The sequence below is a fragment of the Kitasatospora saccharophila genome, from assembly GCF_039529925.1.
GTDB classification, from domain to species: Bacteria; Actinomycetota; Actinomycetes; order Streptomycetales; family Streptomycetaceae; genus Kitasatospora; species Kitasatospora saccharophila.
Genome location: NZ_BAAANS010000081.1, coordinates 12600 through 31683 on the forward strand (window position 1 = coordinate 12600; position 19084 = coordinate 31683).

The 19084-nt window shown below is 72.9% G+C and carries 19 protein-coding genes; 10 read left to right on the plus strand and 9 right to left on the minus strand.

The annotated features are described in order from the left end of the window. The first annotated feature begins 43 nt into the window (after positions 1–43). Entirely contained in the window at positions 44–412 is a 369-nt protein-coding gene (locus ABD345_RS35825) for a metal-sensitive transcriptional regulator (protein ID WP_344558455.1), read from the plus strand. A gap of 38 nt (positions 413–450) precedes the next feature. Here ABD345_RS35825 and ABD345_RS35830 read toward each other — a convergent pair whose 3' ends face one another. Together ABD345_RS35830 and ABD345_RS35835 are read right to left on the minus strand one after the other, a co-directional pair. Then, positions 451–624, minus strand: coding sequence for a hypothetical protein (locus ABD345_RS35830; RefSeq protein WP_344558456.1), 174 nt, complete (start codon positions 622–624; stop codon positions 451–453). Between the two features lie 135 nt (positions 625–759). Further along, entirely contained in the window at positions 760–1584 is an 825-nt protein-coding gene (locus ABD345_RS35835; RefSeq protein ID WP_344558457.1) for an SCO4651 family lipoprotein, read from the minus strand. Positions 1585–1822: 238 nt separating this feature from the next. On the opposite strand from ABD345_RS35835, the gene ABD345_RS35840 reads away from it, so the two are divergent. Further along, positions 1823–1966 (plus strand): hypothetical protein, encoded by a 144-nt coding sequence (locus ABD345_RS35840; RefSeq protein WP_344558458.1) that lies wholly within the window; start codon positions 1823–1825, stop codon positions 1964–1966. A gap of 25 nt (positions 1967–1991) precedes the next feature. On the opposite strand, the gene ABD345_RS35845 is transcribed toward ABD345_RS35840, so the two are convergent. After that, positions 1992–2738 carry a phosphatase PAP2 family protein gene (locus tag ABD345_RS35845; RefSeq protein WP_344558459.1) on the minus strand — a complete coding sequence of 249 codons (747 nt, stop codon included), beginning with the start codon at positions 2736–2738 and terminating at the stop codon, positions 1992–1994. A gap of 175 nt (positions 2739–2913) precedes the next feature. Next, positions 2914–3969: an NlpC/P60 family protein gene (locus ABD345_RS35850; protein WP_344558461.1), complete on the minus strand. Its 1056-nt coding sequence runs from the start codon at positions 3967–3969 to the stop codon at positions 2914–2916. Between the two features lie 248 nt (positions 3970–4217). Here ABD345_RS35850 and ABD345_RS35855 point away from each other — a divergent pair, with 248 nt between their 5' ends. The 6 genes from ABD345_RS35855 (at position 4218) to ABD345_RS35880 (ending at position 11723) form a co-directional block, all read left to right on the plus strand. Next, the gene (locus ABD345_RS35855; protein ID WP_344558463.1) at positions 4218–4565 is read left to right on the plus strand and encodes a hypothetical protein; all 348 of its coding nucleotides are present in this window, start codon (positions 4218–4220) and stop codon (positions 4563–4565) included. Between the two features lie 140 nt (positions 4566–4705). Beyond that, positions 4706–5524, plus strand: coding sequence for a hypothetical protein (locus ABD345_RS35860; protein WP_344558465.1), 819 nt, complete (start codon positions 4706–4708; stop codon positions 5522–5524). Continuing rightward, the gene (locus ABD345_RS35865) at positions 5514–6791 is read left to right on the plus strand and encodes a hypothetical protein (protein WP_344558466.1); all 1278 of its coding nucleotides are present in this window, start codon (positions 5514–5516) and stop codon (positions 6789–6791) included. The genes ABD345_RS35860 and ABD345_RS35865 overlap by 11 nt, the downstream gene beginning before the upstream one ends. A 7-nt stretch (positions 6792–6798) precedes the next feature. Further along, positions 6799–8382 carry an SCO6880 family protein gene (locus ABD345_RS35870; RefSeq protein WP_344558467.1) on the plus strand — a complete coding sequence of 528 codons (1584 nt, stop codon included), beginning with the start codon at positions 6799–6801 and terminating at the stop codon, positions 8380–8382. 26 nt (positions 8383–8408) lie between these two features. Continuing rightward, a complete protein-coding gene (locus ABD345_RS35875) occupies positions 8409–9755 on the plus strand; it encodes an ATP-binding protein (protein ID WP_344558468.1) in 1347 nt (448 codons plus the stop codon). Between the two features lie 162 nt (positions 9756–9917). Next, a complete protein-coding gene (locus ABD345_RS35880; protein ID WP_380274288.1) occupies positions 9918–11723 on the plus strand; it encodes a bifunctional metallophosphatase/5'-nucleotidase in 1806 nt (601 codons plus the stop codon). A gap of 54 nt (positions 11724–11777) precedes the next feature. Here the strand turns inward: ABD345_RS35880 and ABD345_RS35885 are convergent, their stop codons facing one another. The 5 genes from ABD345_RS35885 to ABD345_RS35905 all read right to left on the minus strand — a co-directional run bounded on the left by ABD345_RS35885 (position 11778) and on the right by ABD345_RS35905 (position 17303). Then, positions 11778–13184 (minus strand): sensor histidine kinase, encoded by a 1407-nt coding sequence (locus ABD345_RS35885; RefSeq protein WP_344558469.1) that lies wholly within the window; start codon positions 13182–13184, stop codon positions 11778–11780. 59 nt (positions 13185–13243) lie between these two features. Next, positions 13244–14014, minus strand: a complete 771-nt coding sequence (locus ABD345_RS35890) for a response regulator transcription factor (protein ID WP_344558470.1) — start codon at positions 14012–14014, stop codon at positions 13244–13246. Between the two features lie 71 nt (positions 14015–14085). Then, positions 14086–15258 carry a S1C family serine protease gene (locus ABD345_RS35895; protein ID WP_344558471.1) on the minus strand — a complete coding sequence of 391 codons (1173 nt, stop codon included), beginning with the start codon at positions 15256–15258 and terminating at the stop codon, positions 14086–14088. 135 nt (positions 15259–15393) lie between these two features. Continuing rightward, entirely contained in the window at positions 15394–16422 is a 1029-nt protein-coding gene (locus tag ABD345_RS35900) for a LacI family DNA-binding transcriptional regulator (protein ID WP_344558472.1), read from the minus strand. A 149-nt stretch (positions 16423–16571) separates the two neighbouring features. Next, positions 16572–17303 (minus strand): response regulator transcription factor, encoded by a 732-nt coding sequence (locus ABD345_RS35905; RefSeq protein WP_344558473.1) that lies wholly within the window; start codon positions 17301–17303, stop codon positions 16572–16574. A gap of 593 nt (positions 17304–17896) precedes the next feature. On the opposite strand from ABD345_RS35905, the gene ABD345_RS35910 reads away from it, so the two are divergent. Both ABD345_RS35910 and ABD345_RS35915 read left to right on the plus strand, forming a co-directional pair. Continuing rightward, positions 17897–18202: a MoaD/ThiS family protein gene (locus ABD345_RS35910; RefSeq protein WP_344558475.1), complete on the plus strand. Its 306-nt coding sequence runs from the start codon at positions 17897–17899 to the stop codon at positions 18200–18202. Between the two features lie 121 nt (positions 18203–18323). Further along, positions 18324–18992, plus strand: coding sequence for an LmeA family phospholipid-binding protein (locus ABD345_RS35915; protein WP_344558477.1), 669 nt, complete (start codon positions 18324–18326; stop codon positions 18990–18992). Positions 18993–19084: the final 92 nt, after the last annotated feature.

Below are 19084 nucleotides of genomic sequence, written 5' to 3' on the forward strand. Positions count from 1 at the left end.
GCCCGGGGGCGGGCCGAGCACCGAGACCAAGAGGGCGGACCGGATGACCACCATCGACACCCCGAGCACCGACACCGCGCCGACGGCCCCCGCGGCCTGCCACGGCACGGCCCCGGCCACCGGGCCGCACGGCTACAGCGGCGAGAAGGAGGCGCACCTCAAGCGGCTGCGCCGCATCGAGGGGCAGATCCGCGGCCTCCAGCGGATGGTCGACGAGGACGTCTACTGCATCGACATCCTCACCCAGGTGTCCGCCTCCACCAAGGCCCTGCAGTCCTTCGCGCTCTCCCTGCTGGAGGAGCACCTGCGGCACTGCGTCGCCGCCGCGGCCGCCGCGGAGGACGGCGGCGAGGAGCTGAACGCCAAGGTCGCCGAGGCCAGCGCCGCGATCGCCCGGCTGCTGCGCACCTGAGCCGACGGGCCCGCCCGGCCCGGCCCGCTGACGGCGCCTCAGCCCTCCGGCGGGTCCGGTTCGCGGCGGGCCAGCAGCACCTCGTCGATCTGCTCGGCGGCCAGCCGCTCCGCGCGGCTGGCCGAGGCGGCGATCATCAGCTCGCCGGTCAGGTCGATCTCGTCCAGCGCGGTTCTGTCGTGGCCGCCGGTGCCGCTCTCCCCGGATGCCATGGCCTCCACCCCTTCCGCGCCCCGTCCGCCGCCCCGCTTGCCCGCCCCGTACCAGCGTAGGGAGCGGCGGGCCGGGCCACATGGCACGGACGGGCCATCTCTGCCGCCCGAAACGGGTGGGCCCGGCGCCGCGGGTCACTTCGGCGAGGGGTCGGCCTTCATCGAGTAGATGTCGGCGGCGGCGGGCTCGGCGGCCTCCACCGGCTTGCCGAAGTCGGCGAGCGACAGCGTGGAGACCACCTTGACCTGGTCCTTCGCCGCGGTGGACCCGGCCACCCCGGCGAAAGCGAAGTCCTCCACCACCTTGTGCAGCCGGCCCTGGCCGTCCAGCCAGACCTCGTACGGGACCTCCTTGACGGTGAAGGTCTGGGCGGCCATCCGCAGCCCGTCCGCCCCGCGGCCGCCGGTCGCGTCGGCGGCCTTCGCCAGATCCAGGGTGCCCCGGTAGTGCTTGAGCTCCACGCCGCCCACCGGCTCGGTGCCGACCAGCTCGGCGCTCTGCGCCCCGCGCAGCGCGCCCGCGGCGGTGGCCGGGTCGGTGGCCCCGGAACTCACCAGGTTGCCGTCCGGGAGCTGGCGCACGTCCAGCTTGACCCACTTGCCCTCGGGGATCTTCGCGCCGCTGTTCTGCAGGTAGACCGTGCCGGGCAGCACCACCTCGGTGATCTTCCCGGTGGTCGCGGCGCCGGGCGGGACGTCGATCTCCAGGCGGCCGATCCGCTTCACGTAGTCGTAGCCGCCGGTGCCGTTGAAGACCGCCTTCTTGTCGGCGGACTCGGTGATCAACTCGGTGACCGCCCGCACCGAGCCCGTCCGGCCGGTGATGTCGGCGGCCGAGCGGACCGCCGTCAGCGGGTCCGCGGACAGCTGGTCGGCGGAGACCGACGGGCCGTTGCCGCCGGTGCAGGCCGACAGCGCGGCGACGAGCAGGGCCGCGGCGGCGGCGGCGCGGTTGAGCATCTTCACTTCTTCGACAACCCCCTCGGGCCCCGGACGACCCGGCAGGCGACCGCCCCGGATGGGCGGAGCGCTCGCCAGGTGAACGAGTCGGGGGCGGGAAGGTTACGCGGATGTTCACCGGCCGGACGGGACCGGGGCCCCGCCGGGCCGGGATACGGTGAAGGACGTGGCAGATCAGCGCCCCGGGGCACCCGGCGGGGCATTACGGACCGACCACCCGGACGAGCACCGGGCGGAGGTGGTGGAGCGCGGCTCCTTCAGCTTCGCGCAGTGCGGCTGCGGCTGGTCCGCCCCCGGGCGGCGCTCCCGGGACAAGTCCCGGCGGGACGCCGCGGAGCACCTCGCGGAGACCGGCGCGGGCGGCGGCACCGAGGTCGCCTGAGCCCGCCCGGTGCGGCGGACCCGGCTCAGGCCGCCAGGTCCGACTCGCGGTCCCGGTCCCGGTGCGGCCCGTCCTGGCCCCGGCGGCGCCCGGAGCGGCGGGCGGCGGGCGCGGACGACCGGCCGGCGGCCGGACCGGCGGCGGAGCGGGCCACCACCAGCGGGCGCAGCGCGGTGCGCGACAGCGCGTGGCACAGCGGCACCAGGACGGCCATCGCGATCGGGGCGAGCAGCAGCACCACGGCGGTGGCCAGCGCGTAGCCGCCGATCACGTCGGTCGGGTAGTGCACGCCGACGAACAGCCGGCAGAAGCCCTGCAGCAGGGCGAGCGCGCCGGCGGCCAGGCCGAGCTTGCGGTTGACCAGGAACAGCGCGACGGCGATGCCCATGGACATCGCCGAGTGGTCGCTGACGAAGGAGAGCGTGTCCTCCTTGCCGGGCACCAGGACGTCCAGTTCGGGGTGGCTGACGAACGGCCGCGGCCGGTTGACCAGTTGGGAGATCGGCAGGTTGGCGAGCTCGGCGACGGCGACCGCCAGCGGCGCCCACAGCACGCCGGCCACCGCGACCGGGGCGTCCGGGCGGCGGCGGGCGACCAGCCAGGCGACCAGGCCGAGCGCGGCCAGGCCGAACAGGATGCCGTACTCGGCGGTCCAGGCGACCAACGAGTCCAGCCAGCCGGGGGCGTCGGCGGCCAGGCCGTTGACGGCCTTGAGCAGGCCGAGATCGGGGTCGCCCGAACCGGTCCCGGCGTCGGCGAGCAGCGTCGGCACGCCGCACCTCCCTGTCGGCTCTCCGCAGTGGTCCCAGAACGTGGTGCTTCCGGGTGCGGACGACCGGCAGCCTCCTGAGTCAACGCGATCAAGGCCGCCGCGGTTTCCGTCGAAACACACCGTTATGCAAAATTGACTCACCGTCCACCGGGCGCGCACATGCCGGGCCGGGCGGTCAGCTCGTCCTCGGGGCCTCGCCCTTCGTGATGGTGCCGTCGTTCGGGTTCCGGTTGGGCAGCGCGGCGGCGCCGTCCGGGGTGACCCGGGTCGCCCCGATGTAGTCCTTCTGCTCGATGGTGTCGTAGCGGACCTTGGCCCCGGTGTGCGGCGCGTCGATCATGTACCCGCCGCCGACGTAGATGCCGACGTGGTGGATGGTGCGCGGGTCCTCCAGGTCGTTGGCGAAGAACACCAGGTCCCCGGGCCGCAGTTGGTCCCGGGACGGGTGCGGCCCGGCGTACCACTGGTCGTTGGCCACCCGGGGCAGCACGATGCCGACGCTCTCGTACGCGGCCTTGGTCAGGCCCGAGCAGTCGAACCGCCCGTCCTCCCAGCTCTGCCCGGTGCCGCCCCACAGGTAGTCGGTGCCCAACTTGCCCTGCGCGAACCAGATCGCCCCGGCCGCCTGCTTGGACAGCGCCAACTGCCCGCCCTGGGCGGCCGGTGCGGTGAAGGACTTCGCCAGCGCCTGGATGCTGCGCACGTACCCCTGGGTCTCCTTGTACGGCGGGATCCCGTTGTGCTCGATCACCGCGTACGGACCGGCGTTGTACGCCGCCAGCATGTTGGCCTGCTTGTCGCCGGGGACCTTGGCCACGTCCCGGGCCAGCGCGCAGTCGTAGGTGGCGGCCGAGGCGATCGCGTCGTAGGCGTTCCAGATGTCCCGCTTGCCGTCGCCGTCGCCGTCCGTGCCGTAGGTGGCCCAGGTCGCCTCCAGGAACTGGGCCATCCCGTACGCCTGCGCCGGACTCTTCGCCTGCGGGTCGAACCCGCTCTCCTGGTAGAGCTGCGCGGCCAGCATCGGCGCGGAGATCTCCCGGCAGAGCCCGCCCCACTGCTGGATGTGCGACCGGTAGGCGGCCGGCACCGTCCCGCCGGAGAGCCCGGGGGCGGCCGAGGAGCCCTCCGGCACCCCACTGGCCGCGTACGTCCCGAGCGTCACGACGCCCACGAAACCGATCCCGAGCACCACGGCCGCGGCGCCCGCCGTCCGAGCCTTCCGGAGCACCATCAAGCACCATCCCGACGGAACGTCAGCGGCCATGTCCTGTTGCGCAATTGCCCGGTGCAATCATCACAGATACCACGGGCGGGAAGTATCCTTGAAGCACCGGACATCCTGGCGGAGGCGTTCGGCCAGCCACGAGCAATCCGCGAGAAGCAGCCAAGTCGACATCAGATCTGGCCAAGAATAGGTCCTGCCCCTTCGCTCGACCGTGGTCCGGGGCCTTGAATTTTCCTGATCGGCGGTGAGATGGGATGGACCTGAACGTGGACAGCACAGTGATCCGGTACCTGGCGGAGGACCCGCCGAAGAAGGCCAACATCGACACCATCATCGGTGGGATCGCCCCCGACTGGGGCCCGTTCGCCTCCCTCGGCTCCTCGGCCCGGGTGATGGTCCAGGTCGTGATGGCCGTCGCCATCCTGATCTGCCTGGGCATCGCGATCTGGGGCGCCGCCAAGCAGCGGATCGGCGCCACCGCGATGCGCGACACCTTCAGCGCCGAACAGGGCAAGGGGCTGATCGTCGCCGGCCTGACCGGCGTGTTCATCATCGGTTCGCTCGGCACCCTGTTCACCATTGTGTACGGCATGGCCATCTGACGATCGGACAACTCGCGCCCCGGTGCGGTTGATCCGCACGCCCGCACCGCACCCCGCATCCCGCACCACGTCCCCACGCCGAGCACCCGTCACGCCGCCGCGCGCGCCCCGCGCGGCGGCGCCCCACCAGGAGGGCCCCCGTGCCGTTGTCCGACGACCAGCCGCACACCCGTACGCGGCTACCGGTCGCCGAACAGACCGTCCACGTGACCGGACGTCAGGCCAGGCCGCTGCGCACCCTCCTGACCATCCTCGGCATCGTCACCCTGCTGGTCGTCGCCGTCTCCATCGCCAACCGCGACAAGCCCGCGGTCGGCCACGGCGGCACCGGCACCTCCGGCGACCGCGCGAGCGCCGCCGCGGCCTCCCCCGACCGCACCGCCGCCAGCGGCCAGCAGCCCGTCACCACCACCTCCAACGGCATCGGCACCGGCTACCCGCACACCGACCAGGGCGCGCAGTCCGCCGCCGCCAACTACGCCGTGGCCCTCGGCTCCGCCGACATGTTCCGCACCGCCGGCCGCCACACCGTCCTCGCCACCATCGCCGACCCCACCGCCGTCCAACCCCTCCAGACCCGCCTGGACCAGGCGTTCACCCCGGAGACGAACGCGCGCTACGGGCTCGACGCGGAGGGCAGGGCGCCGAAGAAACTGACGTTCATCAGCCGCACCGTCCCGATCGGCACCGAGCTGGCGAACTACTCGGACACCGGGACGAAGGTGAACGTGTGGTGCAACTCGCTGGTCGGACTGACCGGCGAGGGTTCCCAGGTCCCGGTCACCGAGAACTGGTACACGCTCGGCGTCACGATGCGCTGGACCGGGAGCGACTGGAAGATCATCGATTACAGCCGGAAGGCAGGCCCGGCTCCGCTGCCCGCTGACCAACAGGCCGCGACCTCGGAGGAGATCACGGGTGCCGTCCAGCAGTTCGGAGGATTCCGCTATGCGCGCTGACGGAGCGGGCAGAGGCTTCGGCCGTCGCGTCGTGGTCCTGGCCGGAGCGACCGCTTCGCTCCAGTTGGCACTCCTCGTGGTGGTCCGGGCGGCCACCGCCGCGACCCCCTCGCCCAGCCCCCAGCCCTCCTGCACGGTGGACGTGCCGGTGCCGGGCGCCGACAAGCTGTGCGCCCCCGACGGGGCGCTGGTCGTGCCCGGGACGGACACCGTCTCCGGGGTCACCGATCCGCTGGGGTCGTTGGCGAAGGGGTGCGCGCAGGCGGCGGCCTGGGTGGTGCGGCAGTTGTCGGGGGCGATCGACGGGACGACGAAGGTCGACTTCACGAACGCGGCGTTCCTGCAGCAGTACGCGGTGGTGTTCGCGGTCTCGACGGTGATCACGCTGGTGCTGTGGCTGCTGGCGGTGACCAAGCGCGCGGTGCGCGGCGCGGCGCTGGGGCAGGCGTTCGGCGAGGCGGTCGGGTACCTGTGGCTGACGGTGATCGCCTCGGCGTTCACGCCGCTGATCCTGTACACGGTGGTGACGGTCACCGACGGGATGACGGACGCGATCGCGTCGGGGACGAAGTCGGACACCGGCACGTACCTGGGCGGGTTCGCGGACACCCTGGAGAAGGGCAGCATGGGCGGCGGCCCGCTGATCCTGATCCTGGTGTCGCTGGTGGCGGTGCTGGCCGCGGCGGTGCTCTGGGTGGAGCTGGTGATCCGGGCGGCGATGCTGTACGTGGGCGCGCTGCTGGGGACGGCGGTGTACGCGGGGCTGGTGGACAAGCAGATGTGGAAGCACGTCCGCCGGTGGGCCGCGATGATGCTGGCAGTGGACCTGGCGAAGCCGATCGTGGTGATCATCCTGGGGCTCGCGAGCGCCGTGGCGACCGGCGCGGGGGCGGACGACGACTTCGGCCGGGTGCTGGCGGGGCTGGCGATCCTGTTCCTGTCGATCTTCGCGAGCGCGGCGGTGTACCGGTTCGTGCCGGGCTTCGGCGACGAGCTGATGTCGATGCGCAACGCCAGGGCGAGCGCGGTGCAGGCCGGCAGCGCGATGATCAACGGCCCGGCGAACTTCGTGAAGCAGGGCATCTCGACGCACGGTTCGCGCGGTGGCGCGGAGGGCGGCGGGGGCGGCGGCGCCCCGGCCGGGGGCGGCGGGGCGGGCGCGGGCATCGCGGCGCACGCCTCCCGGCCCGCGAACCCGGCCCGTCCGGCGGCGCCGCCCGCGCAGGCCCAGGTCCAGTCTCCGGTCAACAACCCGAAGGGAGGGTGACGGGTAGATGAGCAGCGAACAGCTCGGCCAGTACGGCACCCAGTACGCCCAGCCGTATGCCCACCAGCGCCGCAGCTACCTGATCGGCAAGGCGCGGCCGAACGCGCCGATCGGGCGCAACCGGGAGAACGGCGAGATCGTGCTGATCATCGCCGGCGCCGGCCTGGGCATGGTGTGGGGGCTGATCCCGAGCCTGTTGCCGCTGCGCATCGCGGGCCTGGTGGGCTTCCCGCTGCTGGCGATCATGGCGGTGTACGTGCCGTACCGGCGGCGGACGTTCTACAAGTGGGTGGAGATCAACCGGACGTTCCGGCGGACGGTGCGCAGCGGCCGGGCGGTGTGGAAGCCGGACGTGCACGAGGCGGGCACGCGGCTGGACGGCCGCGAGGTGGAGGTCGGCCCGCCGCCGGGGGTGGGGCGGCTGCGCTGGCTGGCCGCGCCGTTCGGGCCGGACGAGGTCGCGGTGCTGATGCACCTGGAGCGCCGGACGGTGACCGCGGCGATCGAGATCGAGGGCCCGGGCGTGGGCCTGCGCGACTCGGAGGACCAGGAGACGCTGGTCGACCGGTTCGGCACGCTGCTCAAGCACGTGGCCAACGGCGACGGCTTCGTGACCCGGCTGCAGATCCTGGCCCGCACCCTGCCGGCCGACCCGGACGCGCACGCGAAGGACGTGGAGCGGCGCGGTGACCACACGGCGCCGCGCTGGCTGCAGGACAGCTACGACCAGCTGCAGTCGATGGTGTCGACCTCCTCGGAGCAGCACCGGGCGTACCTGGTGGCGTGCATGCACTACACCCGGGACCTGGCGGCCGAGGCGCACGCGATGGGCCGCACCGCGTACGGGCGGGGCGAGAAGCGGGACCGCAGCGACGACGGCCTGGCGACCGTGATGGCGCGCGAACTGACCGACATCTGCGCGCGGTTGGCGGAGGCGGACATCCGGGTGCGGCAGCCGCTGGGGCAGGCCCGGCTGGCCTCGCTGATCCACTCGATGTACGACCCGGACCACCCGATCGACCACATCCAGGCGATGAGCCGGCGCAACGCCTGGCCGGCCGAACTGGACGCCACGCACCCGCAGTTCCTGCAGGCGAAGACCCGCGAGGCGGCGACCCGGGAGCCGTGGTGCCACGCCACCGCGTGGATCAAGGAGTGGCCGCTGACCCCGGTCGGGGTGAACTTCCTGGCGCCGCTGCTGGTGCACACGCCGGACGTGATCCGGACGGTCGCGGTGACCATGGACCTGGAGCCGACCGACGTCGCGATCGAGCGGATGCTGACCGAGAAGACCAACGACGAGGCGGAGGCCAGCCGGGCGGCGAAGATGAACCGCACGGTCGACCCGCGCGACCTGGCGCACACCGGCCGGGTGGACCAGCGCGGCGACGACCTGGCGTCCGGCGCGGCCGGGGTGAACCTGGTCGGGTACCTGACGGTGTCCTCGCGCAGCCCCGAGGCGCTGGCCCGGGACAAGCGCACCATCCGGGCGTCGGCGGGCAAGAGCTACCTGAAGCTGGAGTGGTGCGACCGCGAGCACCACCGGGCGTTCGCCAACACCCTGCCGTTCGCCACCGGCATCCGCCGCTGACGCCGCTGACCCCCGGAGGCCCGTCGATGCTCGGAAAGCTCACCGATTCCTTCACCAGCACCCTGTTCGGCCGGGTGGAGACCACCCGGCTGCCGGTGCGCACCTCCAGCGGCCAGGCGCAGGCGGTGTACCTGCCGACGGCGGCGCCCGGCCTGGGCGACTCCGGGGTGATCATCGGCCGCGAGGTGTACAGCGGCAAGGGCTACGTCTACGACCCGTTCCAGCTGTACGGCCAGCAGCTGCCGGCCCCGCACTGGCTGGTGCTGGGGGAGTCCGGCAACGGCAAGTCGGCACTGGAGAAGACGTACGTGCTGCGGCAGTTGAGGTTCCGGGACCGCCAGGTGGTGGTGCTGGACGCGCAGGGCGAGGACGGCGTCGGCGAGTGGAACCTGATCGCGAACGCGCTGGGGATAAAGTCCATCCGGCTGGACCCGATGGCGGCCCTGGACGGCGGGGTGAAGCTGAACCCGCTGGACCCGGCGATCACCACCACCGGCCAGCTGTCGCTGCTGCGCACCATCATCGAGGTGGCGATGGGCCGCGGCCTGGAGGAGCGGGCCGGCTTCGCGCTGAAGGCCGCGCACGCCCACGTGCTGGCGACGGTGAAGGACCGTCAGCCGGTGCTGAACGACATCATCGACACGCTGCGCAGCCCCGACCTGTCGGCGGTGGAGTCGCTGGGCGTGCAGGTCGGCGAGGTGCAGGCCTGGGGCCTGGACGTGGCGCTGGTGCTGGACCGGCTGGTCGACGGCGACCTGCGCGGCATGTTCGACGGCCCGACCTCGGCGGGCATCGACCTGGACGCGCCGCTGATCGTCTTCGACCTGTCGCACATCGACCGGAACTCGATCGCGATGCCGATCCTGATGGCGATCGTCGGGGTGTGGCTGGAGCACACCTGGCTGCGCCCGGACCGGGTGAAGCGGATCTTCCTGGTGGAAGAGGCCTGGCACATCATCAACAGCCCGTTCGTGGCGCAGCTGTTCCAGCGGCTGCTGAAGTTCGGCCGCCGGCTGGGCCTGTCCTTCGTCGCGGTGGTGCACCACCTGTCGGACGTGGTGGACGGGGCGGCGGCCAAGGAGGCGTCGGCGATCCTGAAGATGGCCTCGACCCGGACGATCTACATGCAGAAGGCGGACGAGGCGCGGTCCACCGGCCGGGTGCTGGGCCTGCCGCGCTGGGCGGTGGAGATCATTCCGACGCTGTCGCCGGGCATCGCGGTGTGGGACGTCAACGGCAACGTGCAGGTGGTGAAGCACATCATCACCGAGGCCGAGAAGCCGCTGGTGTACACCGACCGGGCGATGACCGAGGACGCGGTGGCCGAGCGGGACCGGGCGGACCAGCAGCTGGCGGCGCAGCCGCGGATCTGACCCCGGCGGGAGGGTCCTGACCGGGGGTCGGCGGACGTTTCGTCAGACCGCGGATACCAGCTCGTTACTCGTAGGTTCCTGACAGCTACGCGCGTTGACCCTAGGCTGCACCAGACAACGCCAGGCCGCGCTGCCGCGGCCCCGACGGTCCAGGGGACAGCCATGCCCATTTCCGGTTCCACCGGCCGCCGCACGACCGCCCTCGCGGTCGCCGCGGCCGCCGCCCTGTTCGCCTCGATGGTCCTGCCGGCCACCGCCGAGGCCCACGGCCGGGGCCACGACAAGCCCAAGTACGAGGACCTGCAGCTCCTCGCCATCAACGACTTCCACGGCAACCTGGAGCCCCCGGCGGGCTCCTCGGGCACGGTCACCGAGATCGACCCGGCCACCGGGAAGACCGTCGCCACCCCGGCCGGCGGCGTCGAGTACCTGGCCACCGCGCTGCGCGACGCCCGCAAGGGCCACGCCAACAGCCTGACCGTCGCGGCCGGCGACATCATCGGCGCCAGCCCGCTGGTCTCCGGCCTGTTCCACGACGAGCCGACCATCGAGGCGATGAACGAGATCGGCCTCGACGTCACCTCGGTGGGCAACCACGAGTTCGACGAGGGCTCGGCCGAGCTGCTGCGGATGCAGAACGGCGGCTGCCACCCCACCGACGGCTGCTACGAGAAGGGCCGCAAGTTCAAGGGCGCGGACTTCCCGTACCTGGCGGCGAACGTCACCGACGAGAAGACCGGCAAGCCGCTGCTCAAGCCGTACTGGGTGACCAACGTGCGCGGCGTCAAGGTCGGCTTCATCGGCGTGACCCTGGAGGGCACCCCGAACATCGTCACCGCCGCCGGCGTGCAGGGCCTCGGGTTCGGCAACGAGGTCACCACCATCAACAAGTACGCGGCCGAGCTGAAGAAGCAGGGCGTCAACTCGATCGTGGCGCTGATCCACGAGGGCGGCCTGCCCGCCAGCGGCGTGTACAACTACGACTGCGGCGCGGCCGGCGCGGGCGTCTCCGGCCCGATCGTCGACATCGCCAAGAAGATCGACCCGGCCGTCGGGGCGATCGTCACCGGCCACACCCACAACTCGTACGCCTGCATGATCCCGGACCCGGACGGCGTGCCCCGCTCGGTCACCAGCGCCGCCTCCTTCGGCCGGCTGTACACCGAGATCGACCTCAAGCTGGACAAGCGCACCGGCGGCATCGTCCGCCCGACGGTCAGCGCCGCCAACCACGTCGTGCGCCGCGACCTGCCCAAGGCGCCGGACCTGACCGCGCTGCTGGAGCGGTACACCAAGCTGGCCGCGCCGATCGCCAACCGGGCCACCGGCTACATCAGCGCCGACGTCAACGGCCGCGGCTCCACCGCGCTGGAGAAGCCGCTCGGCGACCTGATCGCCGACGCCCAGCTGGCCGGGCTGTCGCCCGCCGACAAGGGCGGCGCGCAGGTGGCCTTCATGAACCCCGGCGGCATCCGCGCCGACCTGGTCTACAAGGCGAGCGGCGCCGAGGGCGACGGCGTGGTGACCTACGGCGAGGCGTTCGCCGTCCAGCCGTTCACCAACATGATGCAGGTCAAGACGCTGACCGGCGCCCAGCTGGTGCAGGTCCTGCAGCAGCAGGTCTCCGGCGTCAACGACGCCTCCCCGAAGGTGCTGCAGATCTCCTCGAACCTGCACTACACCCTCGACCTGAACCGGGCCGGCGCGGCCCGCGTGCTGGTCGACTCGATCCGGCTGAACGGCGCGCCGATCGACCCGGCCGCCGGCTACCGGGTCGCCGCGAACGAGTTCCTGGCCGGCGGCGGCGACGGCTTCCCGGCCTTCGCGGCCGGCACCGACAAGCTGGTCGGCGCCTCCGACCTCGACCTGTTCAACGCCTACCTGACCGGCAACAGCTCGGCGAGCGCCCCGATCGCGCCGCCCGCCGCCGACCGGATCAAGGTCATCGCGGTCGGCCAGACCGGCTGACGCACCGTCGCGACGGAGGGCGGGACACCCCGGGTGTCCCGCCCTCCCCCCGTTTCAGCGCGGCTCCTCCGGCTGGCCCGGCAGCACGATCACCGCCTGCGTCCCCGGCCCGCCGTCCGGCGCCGGGCCCAGCGAGACCTGCCCGCCGGTGTCCTGCACGGTCTGCGCCACGATCGACAGCCCCAGGCCCGAGCCGGGCAGCTGCCGCGAGGACGGCGAGCGCCAGAACCGGTCGAAGACGTACGGCAGTTCCTCCGCCGGGATGCCCGGCCCGTGGTCCCGGACCGTCAGCCGGCCGCCCTGCAGCCGCACGTCGATCGTCCCGGCGGGCGGCGAGTACTTCACCGCGTTGTCCAGCAGGTTGATCACCGCCCGCTCCAGCGCCGCCGGATCCCCGTGCACGTACCAGGGCCGCACGTCGGTGTCGAAGACCAGCGACGGCCCGCGCAGCCGACCCCGCTCCAGCGCCCGCCCCACCGTCTCGTGGAACGGCACCACCGCCCGCACCGCCTCCGGGGCCGGCGTGTCCGGCCGGGACAGTTGCAGCAGGTCCCCGATCAGCAGCGTCAGCTCCTGCATCTGCGCCTTCATGTTCCCCAGCATCCGGGCCCGGGTCTCCGGCGGCAGCGCCCGCCCCTGCGCGTCCGAGCGGATCAGCAGGTCGACGTTGGTGCGCAGCGAGGTGAGCGGGGTGCGCAGCTCGTGCCCGGCGTCGGCGATCAGCCGGGTCTGCCGCTCCCGCGAGTTGGCGAGCGCGGTCGACATCGAGTTGAACGAGGTGGACAGCCGGGCGATCTCGTCCTTCCCGTTGACCGGGATGGTGGTGCCGACCTCCTCGGTGCGGGCGATGTGCTCGACCATGTCGGTGAGTTGGTCCACGGGCTTGAGCGCGGACCGGGCGACGATCCGCCCGGTGATGCCCGCCCCGATCACGCCCAGGCCGGCGACTCCGGCCATCAGCAGGGCGAGGCTCTTGAGGGAGTCCTGCACGCCGTTGGTGGGCAGCGCGGTCAGCAGCGTCGCGGGCTGCCGCTCCCCGGACTCGCTCTGGACGCTGGTGGCGGTGCGGCGGACCAGCGCCGAGTCGCCGTTGAGGTAGCTGCCCTCGCGGTAGGTGGCGGCCTGGTGGCCCGACGCGCCGCTCGGCAGGTCGCTCGACTTCACCTCGACCGCCTTGGTGGCGCCGAGTGGGAAGCACACGGTGCCGTCGGCCGTCACGAACTGGAAGTCGTACTTCGGCGGGCCGAAGCGGCCGTCGGCGGGCGCCGAGGGCACCGCGGCCAGGGCTTCCTGGGGGGTCTTGCCGCAGTACAGGATCTGGTTGCGGCTGAGGCCGGGGCCCTCCTGGACCGCCGTGGAGAGGCTGTCGTGCACCTCCTGGTAGAGCTTCTCGCGCACCAGCAGCCAACTGGCCACCGACACCACCGCGATCGCCACCGCCACCGCAGCGGCCGTGAGCATGGCCAGCCTGCTCCGCAGCGACCTGCTGCGGAACCACCCCGTGAGCCGGCCGATCCGCTTCACGCCGCGGCGCCGGTCGCGGCGCGCAGGGCGTAGCCGACGCCGCGGACGGTCTGGATGATGCGGGGCATGCCGTGCTGCTCGGTCTTGCGGCGCAGGTACATGACGTAGACGTCGAGGGAGTTGGAGGAGGGCTCGAAGTCGAAGCCCCAGACGGCCTTGAGGATCTGCTCGCGGGTGAGGACCTGGCGCGGGTGGGAGAGGAACATCTCCAGCAGCATGAACTCGGTGCGGGTGAGTTCGATGGGCGTGCCGTCGCGGGTGACCTCGCGGGTGGCGGTGTTCATCCGCAGGTCGGCGAAGGCCAGCACCTCGCCGCCGTCCTCGTCGGCGGCGGTGCGGGCGGCGGCCTCGGCGGCCAGCGCGTTGCGGCGGAGCAGGGCGCGGACCCGGGCGAGGAGTTCGTCGAGCTCGAACGGCTTGGCGAGGTAGTCGTCGGCGCCGACGTCGAGGCCGGTGACGCGGTCGCCGACGGCGTCGCGGGCGGTGAGCATCAGCACGGGCACGGTGTCGCCGCGGGAGCGCATCCGGCGGACGGCGGTGAGGCCGTCCATCCGGGGCATCATGATGTCCAGCAGCACCAGGTCGGGGTGGTCGCGCTCGACGGCGGCCAGGGCCTCGTAGCCGTCGGTGGCGGTGGTGACCTGGTAGCCCTCGAAGGCGAGGCTGGATTCCAGCGCGTCGCGCAGCGCGGGCTCGTCGTCGACCACGAGGACGCGGGCGCCGCCCGCGGCCTCGGTGGGAGTGCGGTCGTCGGCGGGGGGAGTCATCGGCGCGGGCCCTTTCTGAGTCCGGTGCGGTCCTGGCCATTGTCCGCCGGGTGCGGCGGAACGGGCGGTTGTCAGAGCGTCTTGCCGGCCTGCATCTGGGACAGGACCTGCTTGACGCTGTTGATCGGGATGGCGAAGCCGAGGCCGACGCTGCCGGCGTCGGAGCTGCCGGTGGAGCTGGAGCCGGAGGCGGAGTACATCGCGGAGTTGAGGCCGATCACCTGCCCGGCGGAGTTGATCAGCGGGCCGCCGGAGTTGCCGGGGTTCAGCGCGGCGTCGGTCTGCAGCGCCTGGTAGGTGGCGGTGTCGGACGAGGACGAGCCCGAGGAGCCGGAGCCCGAGGAGCCGCGCTGGCCGGGCAGGTTCGGGAAGCCGAAGCCGCCGTTGTTGCTGGTGGTGCTCTCGTCGACCTGGACGGAGACCTGCCGGTCCTTGGCGGAGACGATGCCGGAGGTGACGGTGCCGGTGAGGCCCTCGGGGTTGCCGATGGCGACCACCGAGTCGCCGACGGCCGTGCTGTCGGAGTCGCCGAGGACGGCGGTGGTGAGGCCGCTGACGCCGGAGGCGGTGATGACGGCGGTGTCCAGGGACTTGTTGGTGCCGGTGACGCTCGCGGAGGCGGTGGAGCCGTCCTGGAAGGCGACGGTCAGCTGGCCGCCGCCGCTGACCGCGCCGGAGACCACGTGGTAGTTGGTGAGGATCTGGCCGTCGGCGGTGAGCACCACGCCGGTGCCGGTGGCGGTGCCGCCGCTGGTCTTGACGGTGATCTGCACGACGGCGGGGGAGACCGCGGCGGCGATCGCCGAGACGTTCGCGCTGCCGTCGGCGTTGGCCGAGACGGGCCGCACCAGGGTGCTGCTCGCGCTGGTGGAGCCGGTGCGGTCGTCGGCGAGCGCGCCGCCGGTGACGCCGCCGACCAGGGCGGCGATCGCGGCGACGGCGGTGACCAGGGCGAGCCGGCCGCGCAGCAGGCCGCGGCGGGCGCGGTGCCCGGCGGGCGGCTGGTGGTCGGCCCCGGCGGCGGCCCCGGGCTCGGCGGCGAGCGCGAAGGTCGCGGGCAGCGGCGCCGGGTCGGGTCCGGCGGGCGGCAGCGCCGGGTAGGCGGCCTCCCGGTAGGGGTCGGCCGGGTACGGGGCGCTCGGGTGCGGCGGGTACGCGGGGGCGGCGGGCGGCTGCGGCGGGAGCCAGCCCGCGCCGCCGTCCTGGGGGTGGGGCTCGTGGGTGCTGCGGTGCTGGTCGCTCATGACGACCAAGCTCCGCCCGTTTCATGAAGAGCGGATGAGAGCGTGCTACAGGTTCCCCGAGAAGCGCGTCAGCTTCTCATAAAGCCTGGTCAGGCAGGTGATCGGGGCGGAGCGAGGACCCGCAGGTCAGGGCCGTCAGCCGCAGCCGCAGGAGCGCCGGACGACCAGCCGGGACGGGAACTTGCGGACCCGCTCGGTGTCGCTGCCGGGCACCATCAGCGAGTCGTCGAGGACCAGGTCGACGGCGGCCCGGGCCATCGCGTCCCGGTCGGAGGCGACGGTGGTCAGCGGCGGGGAGGCGAAGGCGGCCTCGGGGATGTCGTCGAAGCCGACCACCGCGAGGTCCTCGGGGACGCGCAGGCCGAGTTCCCGGGCGGCCCGGAGCACGCCGATCGCCTGGTCGTCGGTGGAGCAGAAGAGCGCGGGCGGCCGCCGGTCGGAGCCGAGCAGTTCCAGGGCGACCTGGTAGGCGCCGTAGCGGTGGAACGGCGCGTCGACCAGGTGCGGTTCGGTGGGCAGGCCGTGCGCGGCCATCGCGAGCTCCCAGCCGGCCACGTGGTCGATCACCGGGTCGCCGGGGGCGGGGGACTCGACCGGCCCGCCGAAACAGGCCACGTACGGGTGACCGTGCACTTCGAGGAGGTGACGGACGATCAGTTCGGAGCCGCCGATGTCGTCGGTGACCACGGCGACGTCGTCGATCGCCTCGGGACGGCGGTGCAGCAGCACCACCTTGGCGCCCTCCATGGCGGCGAACTCCTCGGCGGCGCGCTGCGAGGGGCCCTGGCTGACCAGGATCAGGCCGGAGACCCGCATGCCGAGGAAGGCGCGGACGTAGTGCACCTCGCGGTCGTCCACGTAGTCGGAGTTGCCGATCAGGACGAGCTTGCCGCGCTCGGAGGCGGCGCGTTCCACGGCGTGCGCCATCTCGGCGAAGAACGGCTGCCGGGCGTCGGGGACGACCATGCCGATCAGGTTGGTGCGCCGGGAGGCCATCGCCTGGGCGACCGAGTTGGGTCGGTACCCGAGCTGCTCGATCGCGGCGAGCACCTTCTCCCGGGTGGCCGGGGCGACCGGCCGGGGACCGTTGTTGATCACATAGCTGACGACCGCCGTCGAGGTGCCAGCCAGTCGGGCTACGTCGTCGCGCGTCACCTTGGCCACGGGGGGAGTCTACGCGGGTGGTTCGGCGCTCCGGGCCGGGGTGACACCTGGTGGGACGGCGGTTTCGGGACCGATCCGGGCAAAGCCGGGCGAGTGTCCCCGCGGGGCCGGGCGAGTGCGCGCGGAGTTGCGGCCCGCCCGGCCCTCCGTCAGTGCTCCCGGGCCGCGCCGGTGCGGCTCTGCTCGACCCGCTCGGGGGCCTTGTCGGGGCGCTCGGGCACCACGAAGCGGTAGCCGACGTTGCGCACGGTGCCGATCAACTGCTCGTTCTCGACGCCGAGTTTGGCACGCAGCCGGCGGACGTGGACGTCCACGGTGCGGGTGCCGCCGAAGTAGTCGTAGCCCCACACCTCCTGGAGCAGCTGGGCCCGGGTGAAGACCCGGCCGGGGTGCTGGGCCAGGTACTTGAGCAGCTCGAACTCCTTGAAGGTGAGGTCGAGGACGCGGCCCTTGAGCTTGGCGGAGTAGGTGGCCTCGTCGACCGAGAGGTCGCCGTTGCGGATCTCCATCGGGGAGTCGTCGGCGGTGGCGTTGAGGCGCCCGAGGGCGAGCCGCAGCCGGGCCTCGACCTCGGCCGGTCCGGCGGTGTCGAGCAGCACGTCGTCGACGCCCCAGTCGGCGGTGACGGCGGCCAGGCCGCCCTCGGTGACCACCAGGATCAGCGGGCTGCCGATGCCGGTGGAGCGCAGCAGTTGGCACAGGCTGCGGATCTGCGGCAGGTCGCGCCGGCCGTCGACCAGGATCACGTCGGCGCTCGGGGTGTCGACCAGGGCGGACCCCTCGGCGGGGGCCACCCGGACGCTGTGCAGGAGCAGCCCGAGGGCGGGCAGTACCTCGGCGGAGGGTTGCAGGGCGTTGGTCAGCAGGAGCAGTGAACTCATACCCGGTTAGTCCCCTTTCCGGGTCGTCGCGGTCGCGGTCGCCCGGGGAGGGCGGCCGCGGTACAGGGGTGGGGGGAGCGCCGACGCGCCGACGGGCGCGCCGGGGGCCGGGGCGGCGGTGGCTCGCCCGGGGTCCCGCAACCCCCGGCGTCCCGCTGGTGCCTCGTCCATCGGCGTACCCTCCGGTCTGTCCCGCCGGTTGCGCACCTCGTCGTGCGGCCGGCGGCGGGGGCGCTCCGGCGGCCGGGTGCGGGTGGGGCACCTTTTCGCAAGAACGTCCGCATGGCGTCCTGAAAGCACAAAAGGACCCGGGGGCGACTCTGCCCGGATCCCTCACTGGAACGAGAATAGCCGACCGCCTGCGGCCTGGGGAGAGGCGCGAGCGGAGCGCGCGGGGCGGATGTGCGCTCCGGGCGGCGGGCCGGGCGGGGCGGCGGGGGCGGCGCGGCCCGGGGTGCTTGCCCCGGGGCGGGGGGTGCGGGCGATGATGGGGGCCGCACCGGCCGCACCGTACGTGTACCCCGATCCACGGGTGGGCCGGCCGGCACCGGGCCGGCCGCCGTACCGGGCGAGGAGCGTCGAGAGGGTTTGCCGTGACCGCGAGCACCGAAGTCCGCAGTTCCGCCGGATCACCCGCGCGGGTGAGCGGGACGGTCCGCTACTGGGCCGCCGCCAAGTCCGCGGCGGGCCGGGCCGAGGAGCCGTTCGAGGCCGCCACGCTGGCCGGGGTGCTGGAGGCGGTGCGCGCCGCGCACGCCGGGCGGCCGGAGCTGCTGCGGCTGCTGGCGGTGTGTTCGTTCCTGCTGGACGGCGAGCAGACGGGCGGCCGGGAGCCCGCCGGGGTGCCGCTGTCCGAGGGCTGGACGGTGGAGGTGCTGCCGCCGTTCGCCGGAGGCTGATCAACGGTTTCCCGACTGCCGTTCCGGAACTGGGGCACGCGTGCGATCGTCCCTATGTCCGCACCCCGGAGCCCGTTCGTCTCCGAACGGGCTCCGGTTCGAACGTCTCAGGGGGAGTGCGATGCACGGCTCGGTCAAGCTGTTGATCGGTCTCGGGGTGGTGGGCGGCCTGCTGGTCGGCGCCGACCGGATCGCCGTCGGGGTCGCGGAGGACCAGGCGGCGGACGCGGCCGTCTCCTCCGGGTGGATGACCAGCCGGCCGGACATCGAGATCGACGACTTCCCGTTCCTGACCAGCGCGCTGTCCGGGGAGCTGGACAAGGTCAGGATGAGCTCGGACGGCATGACGGTGACCGACGGGAAGCAGACCGTGACGGTGCACTCCTTCAAGGCGAACATGTCCGACGTGAAGTTCACCGACTCCTACAAGGGCGTCACGGTGGGGCGCGGCGACGGCCAGGGCGTGATCTCGTACCAGGACCTGTCGAAGTTCGTGGCCGGCGGGCAGGTCTCCCTGCAGTACGCCGGGCCGGGCAAGGTGAAGACCTCGGTGGCCGGCTTCGCGGTCGAGGGCAACCTGCGCAGCGAGGGCAGCGAGGTGGTCGTGGACGGCTTCGAACTCGACGGCGTGGCGGCCAAGTTGAACGGCGTGGCCGGGGACCTGCTGAAGCCCCGGCGGTTCGCGCTGACCGGCCTGCCGACCGGCCTCTCGCTCTCCGAGGCCGTCCCGGAGCCGGACGGGGTGCGGCTGCACTTCACCCTCGCCCCCGGCACCACGCTCGGCCACTAGTGCCGCATCAGGCAACGTTTGCCCCGTTGTGACGTGTCGCCCGATTGCTGTGCTGGGCGGCACCGGACCGTCAGAATGATCACGTGGCTGAA